The organism is Streptomonospora wellingtoniae, assembly GCF_031845375.1.
In the GTDB taxonomy this organism is placed as follows: Bacteria; Actinomycetota; Actinomycetes; order Streptosporangiales; family Streptosporangiaceae; genus Streptomonospora; species Streptomonospora wellingtoniae.
Window position 1 is genome coordinate 26,479 of the sequence record NZ_JAVREK010000005.1, and the last position, 17,153, is coordinate 43,631.

General features: G+C 72.0%; 15 protein-coding genes. 9 read left to right on the top strand and 6 right to left on the bottom strand.

Features of this window, described 5'->3' with window-relative positions; all coding sequences use genetic code 11:
• Nucleotides 1-7 precede the first annotated feature (7 nt).
• Nucleotides 8-361, bottom strand: coding sequence for an ATP-binding protein (locus tag RM446_RS06670; RefSeq protein WP_311544266.1), 354 nt, complete (start codon nt 359-361; stop codon nt 8-10).
• A 38-nt stretch (nt 362-399) separates the two neighbouring features.
• Between RM446_RS06670 and RM446_RS06675 the strand changes: the two genes are divergently transcribed.
• From RM446_RS06675 to RM446_RS06710, 8 genes are all read left to right on the top strand, one after another.
• Nucleotides 400-603, top strand: a complete 204-nt coding sequence (locus RM446_RS06675) for a Scr1 family TA system antitoxin-like transcriptional regulator (protein ID WP_311544267.1) — start codon at nt 400-402, stop codon at nt 601-603.
• The gene (locus RM446_RS06680) at nt 593-889 is read left to right on the top strand and encodes a DUF397 domain-containing protein (protein WP_311544268.1); all 297 of its coding nucleotides are present in this window, start codon (nt 593-595) and stop codon (nt 887-889) included. Before RM446_RS06675 ends, RM446_RS06680 begins: the two co-directional genes overlap by 11 nt.
• Before the next feature lie 149 nt (nt 890-1,038).
• The gene (locus tag RM446_RS06685) at nt 1,039-1,281 is read left to right on the top strand and encodes a hypothetical protein (protein ID WP_311544269.1); all 243 of its coding nucleotides are present in this window, start codon (nt 1,039-1,041) and stop codon (nt 1,279-1,281) included.
• 432 nt (nt 1,282-1,713) lie between these two features.
• Nucleotides 1,714-2,649, top strand: a complete 936-nt coding sequence (locus RM446_RS06690) for a sulfotransferase family protein (RefSeq protein WP_311544270.1) — start codon at nt 1,714-1,716, stop codon at nt 2,647-2,649.
• A gap of 95 nt (nt 2,650-2,744) precedes the next feature.
• Nucleotides 2,745-3,530, top strand: coding sequence for a maleylpyruvate isomerase family mycothiol-dependent enzyme (locus tag RM446_RS06695; protein ID WP_311544271.1), 786 nt, complete (start codon nt 2,745-2,747; stop codon nt 3,528-3,530).
• 95 nt (nt 3,531-3,625) lie between these two features.
• Entirely contained in the window at nt 3,626-3,949 is a 324-nt protein-coding gene (locus RM446_RS06700; RefSeq protein ID WP_311544272.1) for a YrhK family protein, read from the top strand.
• A gap of 566 nt (nt 3,950-4,515) precedes the next feature.
• Nucleotides 4,516-7,446: a glycoside hydrolase family 48 protein gene (locus tag RM446_RS06705; protein WP_311544273.1), complete on the top strand. Its 2,931-nt coding sequence runs from the start codon at nt 4,516-4,518 to the stop codon at nt 7,444-7,446.
• 264 nt (nt 7,447-7,710) lie between these two features.
• Nucleotides 7,711-9,483: a glycoside hydrolase family 6 protein gene (locus RM446_RS06710; RefSeq protein ID WP_311544274.1), complete on the top strand. Its 1,773-nt coding sequence runs from the start codon at nt 7,711-7,713 to the stop codon at nt 9,481-9,483.
• 167 nt (nt 9,484-9,650) lie between these two features.
• Here the strand turns inward: RM446_RS06710 and RM446_RS06715 are convergent, their stop codons facing one another.
• The 5 genes from RM446_RS06715 to RM446_RS06735 all read right to left on the bottom strand — a co-directional run bounded on the left by RM446_RS06715 (nt 9,651) and on the right by RM446_RS06735 (nt 14,654).
• Nucleotides 9,651-10,442 (bottom strand): DivIVA domain-containing protein, encoded by a 792-nt coding sequence (locus RM446_RS06715; RefSeq protein ID WP_311544275.1) that lies wholly within the window; start codon nt 10,440-10,442, stop codon nt 9,651-9,653.
• Nucleotides 10,439-11,581: a globin domain-containing protein gene (locus RM446_RS06720; RefSeq protein ID WP_311544276.1), complete on the bottom strand. Its 1,143-nt coding sequence runs from the start codon at nt 11,579-11,581 to the stop codon at nt 10,439-10,441. Before RM446_RS06720 ends, RM446_RS06715 begins: the two co-directional genes overlap by 4 nt.
• A 249-nt stretch (nt 11,582-11,830) precedes the next feature.
• A complete protein-coding gene (locus RM446_RS06725) occupies nt 11,831-12,229 on the bottom strand; it encodes a group I truncated hemoglobin (RefSeq protein ID WP_311544277.1) in 399 nt (132 codons plus the stop codon).
• Nucleotides 12,230-12,943: 714 nt separating this feature from the next.
• On the bottom strand, nt 12,944-13,816 hold the full coding sequence (locus RM446_RS06730; RefSeq protein WP_311544278.1) for an LLM class flavin-dependent oxidoreductase: 873 nt from the start codon (nt 13,814-13,816) through the stop codon (nt 12,944-12,946).
• A 73-nt stretch (nt 13,817-13,889) separates the two neighbouring features.
• On the bottom strand, nt 13,890-14,654 hold the full coding sequence (locus tag RM446_RS06735; protein ID WP_311544279.1) for a DUF2625 family protein: 765 nt from the start codon (nt 14,652-14,654) through the stop codon (nt 13,890-13,892).
• A gap of 435 nt (nt 14,655-15,089) precedes the next feature.
• On the opposite strand from RM446_RS06735, the gene RM446_RS06740 reads away from it, so the two are divergent.
• A complete protein-coding gene (locus RM446_RS06740; protein ID WP_311544280.1) occupies nt 15,090-16,784 on the top strand; it encodes a serine/threonine-protein kinase in 1,695 nt (564 codons plus the stop codon).
• Nucleotides 16,785-17,153 lie beyond the last annotated feature (369 nt).

Here is a 17,153-nt window from a genome sequence, read left to right on the forward strand (position 1 = left end):
GGGGGGCTCAGGCGCCGAACCAACGGCCTTCCGAGAGGTCATAGGCCAGGTGGAACCAGACGTGGCGGTGGGTCGGGAGACCGTTGTCGCCCCACTCGGTGGCCAGGGCATCGACCAGAGCCAGACCGCGGCCCGCCTCGGCGTCGGCCTCCAGGCCGCTGGGGTCCGGGGACAGGTGCGTACGGTTTCGGCAGTCCCCCAGCCCGGCCTCGGGTTCGCCGCCGTCCCGGCAGGTGAGCGTCATGCCGTCTGCCGTCCGGTCCACGCGCAGGGTGCAACCGCCGCCGGGCAGGCTGGAGCGGGAGTGCCGGATCGCGTTCGCGGCGAGCTCGGTGCCGAGCAGGTCGAAGACGCCTCCCATTCACGGCCGGCACGCACGCAGGCCTTGCAGGCTCATTTGTGATCTTGGACTTCCCAGCCCAGATCGGCCCCAGCCTCGTTTACACCGAAACTGCTACTGACAGCCTCTTTGTGCAGGATGCGGCATCCGTGCAGAGGTTCGTTACGATTTTCGCCAACCTGAACTCAGCCGCGCATCGGGCACCGCGTACCCTGCGGTTCATCCGCGAGATCATGGAGTCCGAGCATCAGTGTGACGACTGAGCGATTGGCCTTCTTCAAGTCCAGCTACAGCAGCGACCGGGTCGACTGTGTCGAGGTCGCCCGCACCCCCGCATCGTTCCGCAGCGGCCGGGTACCCGACTGCCTCGACGTAGCAGACCTCCCCGCCGGTGCGGCCATGCGCGGCTCCAAGCACCCGGAGGCGGGGCACCTCTCTTTCCCCGCCGCCGAGTGGGACGCATTCCTCACTGCCGCGCGCGCCGCCGCGGCCGCCTCCTCAGTCTCGGCGATCAGATGCGCGGCGCCCGGGTTGCGGGCGGCGGTCTGACCGGCGCGGGGCGGCCTTCCCTGCCACAGGGGGCGTTCGGGTGTTTCAGCCGGGCGCTGCACCGGTACCCCCAGGGGTGAACCGGATTCGACGCACGTCATCGGGAGGTGTCGGCGGGGACCGGCGTCGGCGTGAGATGGGAGAGGCGCATGGATTCGAGCGGCGGAGGCGCGGACACCGACACCGAGGCGCGGATCCAGATCGTCGCCGGGCTGGCGATGGGCGCGTTCGCGGCGGTGGCGCTGGCCACGGCCCTCGCACGCGCCGAGACGGGGCTGACCGTGGTCGGCGTGCTCGCGGCGCTACTGGGAGCCGGACTCGTGGCGGTCGCCGCCGAGCGCCTGCGCAGGCTGCACCGCAACGGCCGCGGCGGCGCGAGCGGGGAAGCCTGAGTCCGGTGGGTTCGCGGCCCTGATCAGCGCACCCTTGCGCGCCTGGAGGGTACGCTGGCCCACCTGGGTACAGATCCGGCGGATCCCGACATAGGACCCGAGCCGCACCCGCGCCATGCGGTGCGCCGCGTGCCCGGCGATTCGCCCGCAGCACACCCCTGGCCTATGTCACCCGGGTCCCCCTCTCGGCACCGAAGCGCCCGGAACGCACCACATGGGCGTTGATTCCGCGTCTCCGCCCGACGCGGCATTGCATGGACAGGCTTACGTCCGTTATCTTCCCTTTATACTATTTTTACAATTCACTCACCATTGGCGCATAGCGTCGTGCGTCATCGAGCCCTCCCGCGCCCCCCTGCGTCGCCTCCTGTCGCTACGCCTCCGGCCGGGTCGGTTGAGGCGAGTTCCCGCGAACAGGAAGGACGGCGGCTGATGAGCGATGTGCGTTCCGGCCTCAAGCGCAGGGCGCGCCTGCTCGGCGAGGCACTGCGCCCGCCGAAGTCGCTGACGGCACGCGGCTCGGCCGCGCCGTCCAGCGATGAACGGACACCGGCCGCCAAGGCTCCGGCCGCAGCGGACCCGGGCGTGAAAGCGAAGCGTCCCCCCAAGAAGACGCTCTCCTACGACTACGGCGTGTCGATCGCCCCTCGCCAGGTCGCGTCACCGGTGTTCGTGATCAGCCCGGTCCGCTCCGGCTCCACGCTGCTGCGGATGATCCTGAACAGCCACTCCCGCATCCGCGCACCCCACGAGCTGCACTTGCGCACCGTCGAGGTGCAGCTGGCCGAGGAGTTCTCCGCCAAGTCGATGCTGGAGCTGGACCTGGACCGGCACGAGCTGGAGCACGTGCTGTGGGACCGCATCCTGCACCTGGAGTTGGAGCGCAACGGCAAGGACGTCATCGTCGACAAGACGCCCGGGAACGTGTGGGCGTGGGAACGGCTCAGCTACGCCTGGCCGCACGCCAAGTTCATCTTCCTGATGCGCCACCCCGAGGGCATCGTCGGCTCGCTGGCCCGCCGGAAGAGCAACACCGCCACCCGCGACAAGCTCGAAGCCAACGTGCTGAAGTACCTGGAGCCCCTGGAGAAGGCGCGCAACACCCTCGACGGCCACTCGATCCGCTACGAGGACCTCACCTCCGAGCCCGAGGAGACGCTGCGCAAGCTGTGCGCCTACCTGGACGTGGAGTGGGAGCCGGGCATGCTCGACTACGGCGAGCACGACCACGGCAACCTCGTCGCGAACCTGGGCGACCGCAGCGCCAACATCCGCTCCGGCCGCATCCAGGCCGCACGCGAGGAGGAGACCTCCGACGAGCTGCCGCCCGAGCTCGCCAAGTACGCGGCCAGCTGGGGCTACGCCTGACCGTCCGCTCGGTGACCGGATCCGGTCGGCCGCCGGAGCGCACAGTCGGCTCGTGGGCGCACTCCGCGGCGTCCGGACCGGGTAGCTTCGCGGGCGTGCTGACTACAGAACGCCTCGCGGAAGCCCTCGCCGACCAGACCGAGGGAGTCGTAGCCCTGGCGCACGGCGCCGAACTGGAGCGGCAGGTGCCCACGTGCCCCGACTGGGACCTGCGTGAGCTGCTGCGCCACATCGGGCGGGCTCACCGGTTCAGCGCGGACACGGTGCGGCGCCGCGTATCCCATCCCGGAGAGCTGGCCTCGCCCAACGACTTTCCGGCTCCGGACGAGGCCGGGGCGCTGGCGGAGTGGCTCCGGACCGGCGCCCGGGAGCTGCGGGTCGCGGTGGAGGACACCGGGGCGGACGTGCCGGTCTGGAACTTCAGCGGGCGCCGCCGGGAGACCGGGTTCTGGCTGCGCCGGATGGTGCACGAGACCTCCGTCCACCGCGCCGACGTCGCCATGACCGTAGGCGCTCCCTACGAGGTGGCCCCCGACGTGGCGGCCGACGGAATCTCGGAGTGGCTCGACCTGGTGACAGGGCCGGGCGCGGCCGAGGCCCGCCCGGAGGCCGCCGAGGCGCTGCGCGGCCAGGGGCAGACACTGCACCTGCACGCCACCGACCCGCGCGGCCTCGGTCCGGCGGGGGAATGGCTGATCCGCCGCGAACCGGACGGTGTGACCTGGCACCACGGCCATCAGAAGGCGGACACCGCTCTGCGTGGCCCGGCGGCCGACCTGCTGCTCGCGTTCCTCGGCCGCATCCCGCGGACGGACGAGCGGATCGAGGTCCTCGGCGACACCGCCCTGCTCGACCACTGGCTGCGCCACGCGACGTTCTGAGGCCCCGGCCGCGCCGCCCGCCCGGCTCCGGCGCATCACGGCGGCCGGAGCTGGGCAGGAGTCCACCAGCGGCGGCGCGACGAAGGGGGTGGGCCATGGCCGAGTCGGACGGCAAAGTCGGCTCAGATCTGGTTCTGCGGGTCGGCGCCGAGGAACTGGTGGTCCGCCACCGCTATGAGGCGGCGAGCATCGCCAACGACATCCTCATCGCGATCTGGTTCATCGCCGGCAGCGTCTTGTTCTTCTCCTCCCTGTGGGAGGACGTGGGAATCTGGTGCTTCCTCGCGGGCAGCGTCGAGCTCCTCGTTCGCCCGCTGATCCGCCTGGCGCGCCTGGTCCATGTGCGGCGCATGCGCAAGCGCACCCGCGGCTCCGGGACGGGCCGGACGACACCGCACGAGACGCCGCTGGACTTCTGACGGCCCGGTCGCATTCGCGCGACCGGCCCGGGTCCGCGGCGCAGCCGCTGCCTGCGGGAATCACCGTGCGTACGGCGATCCCGATCCAGCCGGGCGGGAAATGCGAAACAACCGGTTTACACGCGAGTTAGATCTGGTTACCGTAATTGGGAGCGCTCCCAAGAGTGACCGAGATCATAACAACCGGAGACCGGCATCACCACGACCCGGAAGCCGCCGTGACCAGGAGAAATGGGAGCGCTCCCATCCGGGTTTCCGCCAGCCTGACCCCGATCCCCGCTGCCCATCCCCCACCCCCATCCCCCGCTTCCCCTTCCGCACCCGAGCCGTCGGCTCGATCCCCCGTCCCCCACCGCCGGGAGCGGCCTCCGCCCCCACCGCGCACCGCGCCCCTCCCCAGCACTCGCCTCGGCCGCGCCCGCAGCGGCCGACCCGTTCGGCTACACAGAGTATCCGCCCAAGCACTTTGACCACCGCCAGGTTCACCCGCCCGCTTCCGGGCGGCATCCCCCCGTCCCCGGCCCTTCGGCCGGGACACGCACGGAAACTGGAGGTACCTCATCACCATGGGTTCCCGGCTCTTGACGCGATGGCCGCTGGCGCGGCTGATAGCGGGTGGAGCGGCGGCAGGGCTGGTAGCGGCCCTGGCACCGGCCACATCCGCGTTCGCGGCGACGGAGTGCTCCGTCGACTACGAGATCACCAACGACTGGGGCAGCGGCTTCACCGCCAGCGTCACCGTCGACAACGAGGGCGACGCGGTCCAGGACTGGTCGCTCGGCTGGACCTTCCCCGACGGCCAGCAGGTCACCAACGGCTGGAGCGGCGAGTTCAGCCAGGACGGCGACCAGGTCACCGTCACCCCGCCCGGATGGAACACCGACCTCGACAGCGGCGAGTCCGCGACGGTCGGCTTCCAGGGCTCCGTCAGCGGTGGCAGCAACGGAGTGCCCGAGGAGTTCACGCTCAACGGCACCACCTGCGGCGGCGGTGGCGGCGGGGAGAACGCGCCGCCCGAGGTCGGGCTCACCTCTCCCGAGGACGGCGCCTCGTTCCTGGCGGGCGAGGACATTCCGCTGGCGGCCGACGCCACCGACAGCGACGGGTCGATCGACCGCGTGGTCTTCGAGGCCGACGGCACCGAGATCGCCGCCGACGACTCCGCGCCCTACGAGGCGACCTGGTCCGACGCCGCGACCGGCCCGTACTCGGTGACCGCCACCGCGGTCGACGACGCGGGGGCCGAGACCACCTCCAGCCCGGTCGCCGTCGAGGTGATCGACGAGCCGGGGATCGTGGCCACTCCCGCCAACGTGAGCGTGCGCCAGGGGACCGAGGCGACCTTCGACGTCTCGCTGTCCAACGCGCCCGACTCCGCCGTGGACGTCAGTGTGGCGCGCACGGACGGCAGCTCCGACCTCAGCGTCTCCGCCGGCGGCGAACTGACGTTCACCGCCGACGACTGGGACACCGAGCAGGAGGTCACCGTCTCCTCCGCCGACAACGGCGGCGAACTGGCGTCGGCGACCTTCACGGCGTCGGGGCAGGGCTACGACTCGGCGACCGTCGAGGCCACCGAGATCGACGCCACCGCCTCGGACTACGAGACGGCGTTCCTGGAGCAGTACGAGAAGATCAAGGACCCCGCCAGCGGCTACTTCCGCGAGTTCGACGGCGGCCTGGTGCCCTACCACTCGGTGGAGACCCTGATCGTGGAGGCACCCGACCACGGGCACAACACGACCTCCGAGGCGTTCAGCTACTACCTGTGGCTGGAGGCCGAGTACGGCCGCGTCACCGGAGAATGGGAGCCCTTCAACGACGCCTGGACGTCGCTGGAGGAGTACATCATCCCGGGCACGGCGGACCAGCCGACCAACGGTTCCTACGACCCGTCGTCCCCGGCGACCTACATCCCCGAGCACGACTCCCCGCAGGGCTACCCGTCGGCGCTGGACGACAGCGTGCCCGTCGGCGAGGACCCGCTCGCCCAAGAGCTGAGCAGCACGTACGGGACCGACGAGGTCTACGGCATGCACTGGCTGCTCGACGTCGACAACACCTACGGCTACGGCTTCTGCGGCGACGGCACCGACAACGCGCCCGCCTACATCAACACCTTCCAGCGCGGGTCGCAGGAGTCGGTGTGGGAGACGGTCCCCCACCCCTCGTGCGAGACGTTCGAGCACGGCGGTGAGAACGGGTTCCTCGACCTGTTCACCGACGACGACGCCTACTCCGAGCAGTGGCGCTACACCAACGCGCCCGACGCCGACGCCCGCGCGGTCCAGGTGGCGTACTGGGCCAACAAGTGGGCCGAGGAGCAGGGCAACGCCGGTGCCGTCGACGACGTGGTCGCCGACGCGACCAAGATGGGCGACTACCTGCGCTACGCCATGTTCGACAAGTACTTCAAGGAGGTCGGCGACTGCGTCGGCCCCCAGGAGTGCGCTGCCGGGCAGGGCAAGAACAGCTCGCACTACCTGATGTCCTGGTACTACGCGTGGGGCGGCGCGATGGAGTCCGCGGAGTACCCGTGGGCCTGGCGCATCGGCGGAAGCTCCGCCCACCAGGGCTACCAGAACCCGATGGCGGCCTACGCGCTGTCGCAGACCCCGGAGATGCAGCCGGAGTCGCCGACCGCGTCCGAGGACTGGTCCACCAGCATGGAGCGCCAACTGGAGTTCATGGAGTGGCTCCAGTCCTCCGAAGGCGGCATCGCCGGCGGTGCGACCAACAGCTGGGAGGGCTCCTACGCCCAGCCTCCGGCCGACGTGCAGCAGTCGCAGTTCTACGGCATGTACTACGACTGGCAGCCGGTCTGGCACGACCCGCCGTCCAACAACTGGTTCGGCTTCCAGGTGTGGGGCATGGAGCGCGTCGCCCAGCTCTACTACGAGACCGGAAACGAGCGCGCCGGCGAGATCCTGGCCGACTGGGTGCCCTGGGCCATCGAGAACACCCAGCTCAACGGCGGCGGTGACTTCGCGGTCCCGGCCGACATGAACTGGTCCGGCCAGCCCGACACCTGGGACGGGTCCTCCACGGACAACCCGGACCTGCACGTCGAGGTCGTCTCGCACGGCCAGGACGTCGGTGTGGCGGCCGCGCTGGCCAAGACGCTGCTCTACTACTCGGCGGGGTCGGGCGACACCGACGCCCGCACCACAGGTGAGGGCCTGCTCGACGCCCTGATGGCCAACCAGGACGACATCGGCATCGCCGTCGAGGAGAGCCGCTCCGACTACGACCGGTTCGACGACGAGGTCTACGTTCCCGAGGGCTTCTCCGGGACCATGGCCAACGGCGACCCCGTCGAGCCGGGCTCGACCTTCACCTCCATCCGCTCCTTCTACCGGGACGACCCCCAGTGGGACAAGGTCCAGACCTACCTGGACAACCCGGACGGAGAGGCGCCCACCTTCACCTACCACCGGTTCTGGGCACAGGCGGAGATCGCGACCGCCTTCGCCGCCCACGACAACCTCTTCGGATGATGCCGGCGGGGGGGTGCCGCGGCGGTGTGCGCGGCCGCGGCACCCGCCCCCGGCCCCAGACCTCCGGACCGGCGGGACCTCGTGTTCCGGGTCGAAACGGCGGCGGAGCATTGAACGCCGGTCCGGACGGGCCGCCGGAGGCCAAGGATCCGGCGGCCGCAACACCGGGCTCCCTTCGGGGAGCCGCGGAGCACGACCTCCCCATCCCCAGACGGCTCGGCGCACCGGAGAGGTCCGGTCGGCGGGTCACAACAAGGAGGACCAATGAGAGGACAGCCCCAGAGCGGGCGCGCCCGATGGCGGTCGGGCAAGGCCGTGGCGGGCGTGTCGGCACTCGCGATGAGTGCCGCCGCGCTCGGCGTGGCGCTCCCCGCCTACGCGGCCGAGGGCTGCGAGGTGGAGTACTCGGTCAGCAACGAGTGGAGCAGCGGGTTCTCGGCCAACGTGTCGGTCACCAACCTCGGCGACTCCCTCGACGGCTGGCAGCTGGAGTGGGACTTCCCCGGCGACCAGCAGGTCACCAACGGCTGGAGCGGCGACTTCAGCCAGTCGGGCCAGCACGTGACGGTGTCCAACACCTCGTGGAACGGCACGCTGGACACCGACGGCACCGTCCAGTTCGGCTTCAACGGAAGCGGCGGCGCCGATGTGCCGTCGGAGTTCACCCTCAACGGGGTGGCCTGCGACGGGAGTACTGGCGAGCCCGACCCGGACCCGACGGAGACGCCCGACCCGGACCCGTCCGAGACTCCCGACCCCGACCCCGAGCCCGGCGAGCGGGTCGACAACCCCTACGCGGGCGCTGACCTCTACGTCAACCCGGTGTGGTCGGACAAGGCCGCCGCAGAGCCGGGCGGCAGTGCGATCGCCGACGAGCCCACGGCCCTGTGGCTGGACCGGATCGGCGCCATCGAAGGCAACGACAGTCCGACCACCGGCAACATGGGCCTGCGCGACCACCTCGACGAGGCGCTCGCCCAGGCCGGCGACCGGCCGATGACCGTCCAGGTGGTCATCTACGACCTCCCGGGCCGCGACTGCGCGGCGCTCGCCTCCAACGGCGAGCTCGGCCCGGAGGAGATCGGCCGCTACAAGACGGAGTACATCGACCCCATCGCCGACATCATGGACGATGAGAAGTACTCCAACCTGCGCATCGCCACCATCATCGAGCCGGACTCGCTGCCGAACCTCGTCACGAACGTGAGCGGCCGCGACACCGTGACCGAGAACTGCGACACGATGCTGGAGAACGGCAACTACGTCGAGGGGGTCGGCTATGCGCTGAACACGCTGGGCGACATCCCCAACGTGTACAACTACGTCGACGCGGGCCACCACGGCTGGATCGGCTGGGACACCAACCTCGCCCCCTCCGTCGAGATGTTCCGCGAGGCGGCCAACGCCGCCGGCGCCACGGTCGACGACGTCCACGGGTTCGCCGTGAACACCGCGAACTACTCGGCCCTGGTCGAGCCGCACTTCGACGTCAACGACACGGTCAACGGCCAGCAGGTGCGCCAGTCCGACTGGGTCGACTGGAACCAGTACATCGACGAGCAGTCGTTCGCGCAGGCGCTGCGCTCCGAGGCGGTGTCCCAGGGCTTCAACTCCGACATCGGCATGCTCATCGACACCTCCCGCAACGGCTGGGGCGGCTCCGAGCGGCCGAGCGGGCCGAGTTCGTCGTCCGACCTGAACACGTTCGTCGAGGAGAGCCGCGTCGACCGCCGCATCCATCCCGGCAACTGGTGCAACCAGTCCGGCGCGGGCCTGGGCGAGCGTCCCCAGGCGGCTCCCGCCTCCGGCATCGACGCCTACTCCTGGATCAAGCCGCCCGGCGAGTCCGACGGCTCCAGCGAGGAGATCGACAACGACGAGGGCAAGGGCTTCGACCGCATGTGCGACCCCACCTACGAGGGCAACGTGCGCAACGGCAACAGCCCTTCCGGCGCGCTGCCCGACGCGCCCATCGCCGGCCACTGGTTCTCGGCCCAGTTCCAGGAACTGCTGGCCAACGCCCACCCCAGCGTCTAACGAGAGGATGATGCCCGACTAAAACACTCGCTGTTCGCACAGCAGGCCGTGCTCCCCGGGTCGGTGCCACCCCGGGGGGCACGGCTTCACGCGTGCGCGGCGGGGCGGCGCCGCGCAGCGCTCGGGGCGGCGGCCGCCGAATGCGCCGCCGGACGGCCGCGCCGCGGTCAGCCGCGCTGCGGCCAGGCGGTGGGCATGCCGTCGATGGGGCTCCGGCCGGGGTCGGTCTGGGCGGGGGTGCGCTGGCGGTAGATGTCCTCGGGATCGGGGCCGATCCCGCTGTGGGCCTCCGACTCCCGCGGGGCCTGCCGCGAGCGGTGCGCCCCCTCGGCGTCGACCGGTGCGCCGGTGCGCCCGACGCTGTCCGAGGTGAACTCGCTCAACCGCGTGATCTCCTTGGAGAAGGCGTCGCTGGCCGCCTGCATCTGTATCTGCACCGCACGGCAGAACGTCTGGATCCAGGCGACGCGGCGCTCCATCTCCTCCAAGTCGGCGTCGTAGGAGGACCCCGCGCTGGCGCGGTAGCCGCGCGCGGCCTCCTCGGCGGCGACACCCGCCTGGTCCCGAGCCTCCACCAGTATGTCGTCGGCCTGCTGACGGGCCTGGTCGGTGAGCTGGCGGCAGTACTCCTGTGCCTGGGCGACGTAGGCGTCGGCCTGCTGCTGTGCCGCCGAGAGGAGGTTGACCGCGTCGGCGGGCGGCCCTTCGGTGGCGGCGGCGGAGTTGTTCTGCTCGCGGTAGCGCCTGCGCAGCCTGTCGATCTCGGCACGCAGGCTGGCCTTCTCGGCGTCGCTGGCGGCGATGTCCTCGGCGACACGGCCGATGAACCGCCGGACCTCCTCCTCGTTGTACCCGCGCCGTCCCAGCGGGGTCCGGGAGAAATCCTCGGCACGGACGCGCTCTGGACTCAGCCGTTGGTGGGACCGGTTCATCGGACCCGTGTCCTCGCGTGCGGTCACGGATTTCCTCCGCTCGTGCTGGTGCTGTCGAAGTCCTCGTAGCGGACGCGCTCCGTGGCCACTCCGGCCCCGGCGAGGCGCTGGACGGTGCCGGTGACCATGTCGGGCGAGCCGCAGACGTAGACGTCCTCCTGTGACCAGGGCCCGTAGCGCAGCGCCACGTCGACCGCGTCGCCGGCTTCGGCGCCCGGACGCGCCGGCTCGCGCGACACGCACGGCACGACGCGCAGCCACGGGCACTGCCCGGTCATCTCGTGCAGCGCAGGGTAATCGTAGTGGTCGCGGGCGTAGGGCGCGCCGACGAACAGATGGGCACGGCGCTCGGGCCCTCCACCGGCGGCTTCGGCGCGCAGCTGTTCGAGCATGGCCTTGAACGGCGCCAGCCCGGTGCCGCCCGCCACCATGAGCACATCGCGGGCACCGGAGATCTTCAGCCGGTCGCCCACCGGAGGCCCCAGCCGGAGGGTGTCGCCCACCTGCACGCCCTGGACCAGCGCGGTGCTGACCGGGCCGCCGCCGACCAGCCGGACGTGGAAGTCGATGGTGCCGTTGCGGCGCGGCGCGTTGGCGGGTGTGAAGTACCGCCACACGTTGGGGCGCAGGCGCGACTCCACGGCCACGCTCTGGCCGGGGACGAAGTCCAGCTCGTATTCGGGCTGGACGGACACGACCGCGACGTCGGCGGTGCGGCGCTCGTGCCGGACGATGCGCGCGTCCCACCAGGGCGGGGTACTTGTGGAGGCCTCGTCGGCGGCCTCGGTCATCACCTTGGCGACCAGGCCGTAGGCCTCGCTCCAATCCTCTGCCAGCTCGGGCTTCCACTCCTGCCCCAAGAAGTGCGACAGGGTGTGCAGCAGCGCCTGGCCCACGGCCGGGTAGTGCTCGGCGACGACCGCGAACTTGCGGTGGTCGCGCCCGAGCTGCTGGAGGAAGGGCACCAGCTCGTCGAGCCGGTCGACCTCGGTAATGATGCGCCCGAGCGCCCCCACCAGCCGGTCGCGCTGAGCCGACATGCTCACGGGGAACAACCGCCGGGTCTCGGGGTGGGTGAGGAACAGAGTCGAGTAGAAGAAGAGCGGCACTTCGTCGCCGTAGGCCGCGACCTTCTTCCAGCTGTCCTTCAGCCGCGTGACATCCACGTATCAGATCCTTACGGAGTGCACCCGGGGACCGCCGCGTCCATTCGGGGACGCGTCCGGCACAGCCGGGGGCATATGGCAGAAGCGGTCAGCGCAGCGCGCCGACCGGCACCGCCGGCCGCGGCGGCGCGGATCCGCGGGTAGCGGACCCCGGCGGTGCACGGCCGTGGTGCCCTGGGGCCTCCGCGGGGACGGCACCGGGCCGCAGGCACCGGTGGCCGACCGTCCGGGAGGGGTCGTGCCTGCGGCTCAGTCGGCCGCAGCGGAGGCCTTCTCGCCCGAGCCCCCGACGATGTCGTCGGAGAGCGGAGCGACGACGGCCACGATCTCGTCGACGGTCGCACCGGGCACGCCGGCGGCCTTGAGCGACTCGATGAGGTGGGCGGCCACCTGGTCGAAGTGGGACTGCTCGATGCCGCGGCCGCGGTGGACCGCGTCCATGGCGCCGCCGTCATAGACGTCCGGGCCGCCCAGGGCGGCGCTGAAGAACTCCACCTGGCGGCCTTTGAGCTTGGCCAGGTTGGTTCCTGTAAAGAAACCTGCGAGTTGCGGGTCGTCGAGAATGCGCACGTAGAGGTCGTCGACCACGGCGGCAATCGCCTCGTGGCCGCCAATGCGCTCGTAGATGGTTGCGGAATCGTTCGTCACGATAGGCACCTCAATGGGAGTGGGGAGGGGAAGGAGATGCGCGGGAGAACTCGGTGGTGAACCCTACAGACGCCGTTACCGAATCGTCAAAACCCGTCCCGATTTCGGGCATTATCGGTGCTCAGACCGGCTTTGCGCGGGCACGGTCGCTTCCTGAGAAGAGACCGAAGATGATCCGGTTTGCGGCGGTATGACCCGTTCGAGGCCTTGGGTCCCTATGCGGCCATACGGGAGGCCTACGGAGAGTGCGGCACCCGCTGTTGGAATGAGGCACCCAATGCCGATTCGACGCGCACCGATGATCACGGTTCGTATTTTTACCTGAAGAACCGAAAGTATCGAACTCGCCCCCTCGCCGTCACGGTTTCCGGAGGGTTTGCCGCGATCATCCGGTTTCAGGAATCCGGATTGACGGGTTCGCCCGGCTTCTCGGCAGCGTCGGCACGCTGAGCAGGAACGACATCGGGGCCGGCGGGCGGGCGGCGGCGGACGCACCGACCGCGACACGCGATTGCGCAGCGTGACGCGGCGCGGGGGGACCCGGGTGTGCGGCGGTGGCCACCAAGCGTGGCGGAGCGGCGCCGGAAGCAGGCGCCCTTCTCGGCCGCAGGTGGGGCCGGGTCCCGTCCACCGCGCCTCGGCCCCGGGCCGGGGCGGCGGTGGCATCGCGCACCGGCCCCGGGCGAGGGCCGCCGGTCGCCGGACCGCGGCGGATCAGCCGACCAGAGGACGGACCTCCTCGGCGGCGAACCGCACGAAGCCCTCCGGGTCCGGCTCGTCGCCGGTGGGCTGGAGGACCACTGTGCCGGCGCCGGCCTCCGCGCGGCGCCGGACCGCGCCCGCGACGGCCTCTGCGTCGCCGGCCACCGCGACGTCGGGGACCGCGGAGATCCCCTCGTGCTCCAGCTCCGCGGCCAGCCGCTCGGCGGCGCCCGGTCCGGTGGCCGTGAGTATGTAGGACACGACAGCGTGGCCGCCCGTCCGCCCCGCCTCGGCGCGCCCCTCGCCGACGACGCGCAGGGCCTCCCGCACGCCGTCGGTCCCCACGTGCGCGTCGAGGACGGTCCCGTCCGCCACGCGCCCCGCCAGCCGGAGCGTGCGGGGACCGAGCGCACCGGTGAACAGCGGGGGCGCGGTCGCGGGCGGCCAGTCCAAGGCGACGCCGTCGAGGCGGACGTAGCGGCCCTCGGTCGTGACGCGCTCGCCCCGCAGCAGCGCCCGCAGCGCCGCGGTGTACTCGTCCAGCAGAGTCAGGGGCGACGCCGCCTTCGCGCCCGCCTGCGCCATCCAGTCCTGTATCCCGTGGCCCACGGCGAGCGTGACCCGGTCCGGGAAGAGGCGGTGGAGGGTGGCCGCCTCCATGGCGGTCAACGCGACGTTGCGCAGGGGGACCGGAAGCAGGCCGACGCCGATCCGCAGCCGCTCGGTCCAGGCCAGGGCCGCCGCCGCGGTGGCGATCCCGCTCTCCAGGAAGCAGTCCTCCCACAGCCAGAGCTCGTCCAGGCCCGACGCCTCGGCCGTGCGGACCACGGAACGCAGGCGCTCGGGGGGCAGTTGGGGGCGGAACACCGCGCCGAGGGTCGTCATGCCGTCGTTCCTACCGCGCCCCGGCAACGACGGGCAACGCGATCATCGTCGCCCGCGGACTCCCGCCCGTGGGTCAGCGGTCGCGCGCACCGCCGGTCCGGGCGTGGGCGGCGTGGCCGAGGAAGCCGGGAGCGCCCAGGCCCAGGCGGGCGGTCTCCTCGCGGTACAGGCCGATCAGTTCGGACATCGGCACCGGGCGGCGCTCGGCGCGGTGGATGCCGCACCGAGCCGCGGCCGACCACAGGCACGGCTCCACACGGATGCCGTGGGAGGGGGCCAGGCCGCCGACGTCCTCGCGCCAGCCCGGCCAGCGCAGATCGCCGCAGAAGCGCTCCAGCCCGCCCGAGAGCACCCACGACAGCCACGCCCCGTGCCCCAGCTCCAACGGCTCCCACTCCAGGGTGTCGGGCGCGAAGTAGGCGATCTCGCCGGGATCGCCGGGGCGGCCGGCCTCCTCTGCGTCGGAACCGTTGACGGCGAACACGCCGCCGAGGACGTCGTGCGCGACCACCAGGCCGCCCTCGGGCCACCGGTCGGGGTCGGCTGGAGCGGGGAAGGCGTTGATCCGCGCCAGGCTGGGCAGCGCTTCGCGGTGGCCGGCCCCCGTCCCGCCGAAGACCCGCAGCCACCCGGAGTCGAGCAGCAGCCCGCCCGAGTGGACCACGATGGCGCCCAGCGCCGAGCGCACCGTGACCTGTATCTGCAGCAGGGCCGAGCGCCCGCGGCGAGGAGCCTTGGCGGGCAGCACGCGAACGGGGACGGAGCTGCGCGCGAACTCCTCCTCCAACGCGGGCCACGCCGACTCCTCGACGTCGACGGGGTCGCTCAGCGTTCGCATGGCCCCATGGTCGCATCGCCCGGCCCTGCGCGGGAGGGGGTAGTCGGCGCCAATTCGCGTCTGACCGGCGGAAACGCGGTGAGGGCACGCTCGCTAAGCCGTGGTCGTCCGGGGGTGCGGTCGCCGCGAAGGCGGCGCGGCGAATGCGGTGAACCTTCGGCGCGCGGGCGGCGTCCTAACAGGAAACCGTGCAGGACAGGACGCCGGTCGGGCCGCGGCACCCACCGCTGCACGCGGCGGGCCGGCGTGCCTCCCATGGGCCGATGGCGACCTCGGAGAGGCCGCACCGCTCGGCCACAGGCAAGTGTTGTGTGGCGGGCGGGTCAGGCCGGCTTGTGGTTCTCTGACACCGGGGCCGCGTGCCCGGCACTTCCGTCCCGGCGCGGTTCCTGCGAAAGCGCGGCACCGCCGCGCCGCGTGGAGGGGAGCACGCGCTTGACCAGTCCACTGCGTCCCGAAGACCCCGAACGCATCGGCCCCTACACCCTGATCGCGCAGATCGGCCGGGGTGGCCAGGGCGTCGTCTACCTCGGCACCGGCCCTGACGGCGAGCGCACCGCCGTCAAGGTCCTCAGCGGCGAATGGGCCGCTGCCGACCACCGCGTGCGCGCCGGCCTGGCCAAGGAGGTCGAGGCGACCCGCCGCGTGGCGGCATTCTGCACCGCCGCGGTGCGGTCGTTCGACCTCGACTCCGATCCGCCCTATGTCGCCAGCGAGTACATCGAAGGACCCACGCTGCGCCAGGCGGTGCGGCGCGACGGCCCGCACCGCGGCAGTGCGCTGGACCGCCTCGCCATCGCGTCGGCCACCGCGCTCGTGGCCATCCACGAGGCCGGGGTGGTGCACCGCGACCTCAAGCCGGCCAACGTCCTGCTCGGTCCGGACGGTCCCCGTGTCATCGACTTCGGCATCGCGCGCTCGACCGACGCCACCCTCACCCAGGCGGGCTCGATCTCGGGTACGCCCGCCTACATGGCCCCCGAGCAGATCCGCGGCAGGGCCCTCGAACCCGCCACCGACGTGTTCGCGTGGGCAGGCGTCATGGTCTACGCGGCGACGGGCACCACGCCGTTCGCGAGCGACGGCACCGTCCACGACACCATCCACAACGTTCTGCACGAACCGCCCCGGCTCGACGGCGTGGCCGAACGCCTGCGGCCGCTGCTGGCGGTGTGCCTGGACAAGGACCCCGGTCGGCGCCCGACCGCCGTGCAGGCGCTGAGCACGCTGATCGGCCGCGACCCGGCCGCCCTCGACAGCGCGGCGGTGACCGCCGTCCTGCATGACGGCTACAGCGCAGCCACCGAGGCGCGGCCCCGCGTCGCCGACACCGCGACGTTCGTCGCCCTGCCGGGGGCGGCGGGCGCTGCGGGAGCCGATGCGGGGGCCGGCAGCGCCTTCGGGGCACGCGACGGCGATCCGGCAGCGGCCGGCGGAACAGCCGAGGCGCCGGGTCCCGGCGGGCCGAGGAGCGGCGCCGGTGCGGCGGAGTCCGAACGCGGAAGTACGGCCGCCGACCCCGCGCGCCGGGAACCGGCCGGTCCGGGCACCGGAGCGGCCGACGGCGGTCTCCGGGCACCCGAGGGCGCGGACTCCGGCTACCGCTACACCGCAGGTCCAGCCGCCGGCGGCTACCGCGAGCCCGCGGGCGGCGGATCCGGACCGCCGCCCGGGCCTCCCGCCGCCGGCGGGCGCGGCGCCCTTGGGGGCGGACGCGGGCGCGGTCGCAGGCGCGCCGAGTGGGGCGTGGCCGCCGCCCTGCTGCTGCTCGCACTCGGCCTCGCCGGCTGGCTGGCCTGGGACTCGGTACCCGGGCCCGGGAACGCCAACCCCGCCCGCGAGGAGGTACCGGACGCCACGGCATCCGAGTCGCCCTCCCCCGACGCGCAGCAGTCGCAGGAGGGGCCCGCCGAGGGCTGGGACGGCACCGAGCAGGCCACCCCGCCGCCCGCGACCGGGGACCCGGGATACGAGACCGACACGCCGCACACGTGGACGCCCGAGCCCACCGACGACCACAGCCCCGAACCCCGTTCCGAGCCCGATGACGACACGGATGAGGGCGAGGAGACCGGCGGGGAGAGCGAGGGCGGGGACGACGGCACGGCCGAGGCGCCGACCGGCCCCTGAGAGCCGTCCTGCGCCTCGGGCGCTTGCGTCCGAGGCCCAGCAGGCCGCAGCCGGGGTGGGGGACGCGCGAACCGGCCGCCGCGGCACTCGCCAATTCACCGTCGATCTTGTAGCTATCGCAAACGGAAATCGCTTTCCCTCACGATAGCTACAAGATCGGCGGGGTTCGGGGCGTGCACTTGCCCTGATTTCTCCGGATACCGCGAATGGGTTCCGACGCGCGGGCTGTGGACGGGCACCGCCCGCCCAGTCTCCCATATGCCATGATCTCAATCGGCGCACCCGGCGGCCGCACCGGCGGATCGGCGAATTCACCCGCCCCTTCCGCATCATCCCAGGTCGCGCGGCGCGAGCGAGGCGGCCCCCACC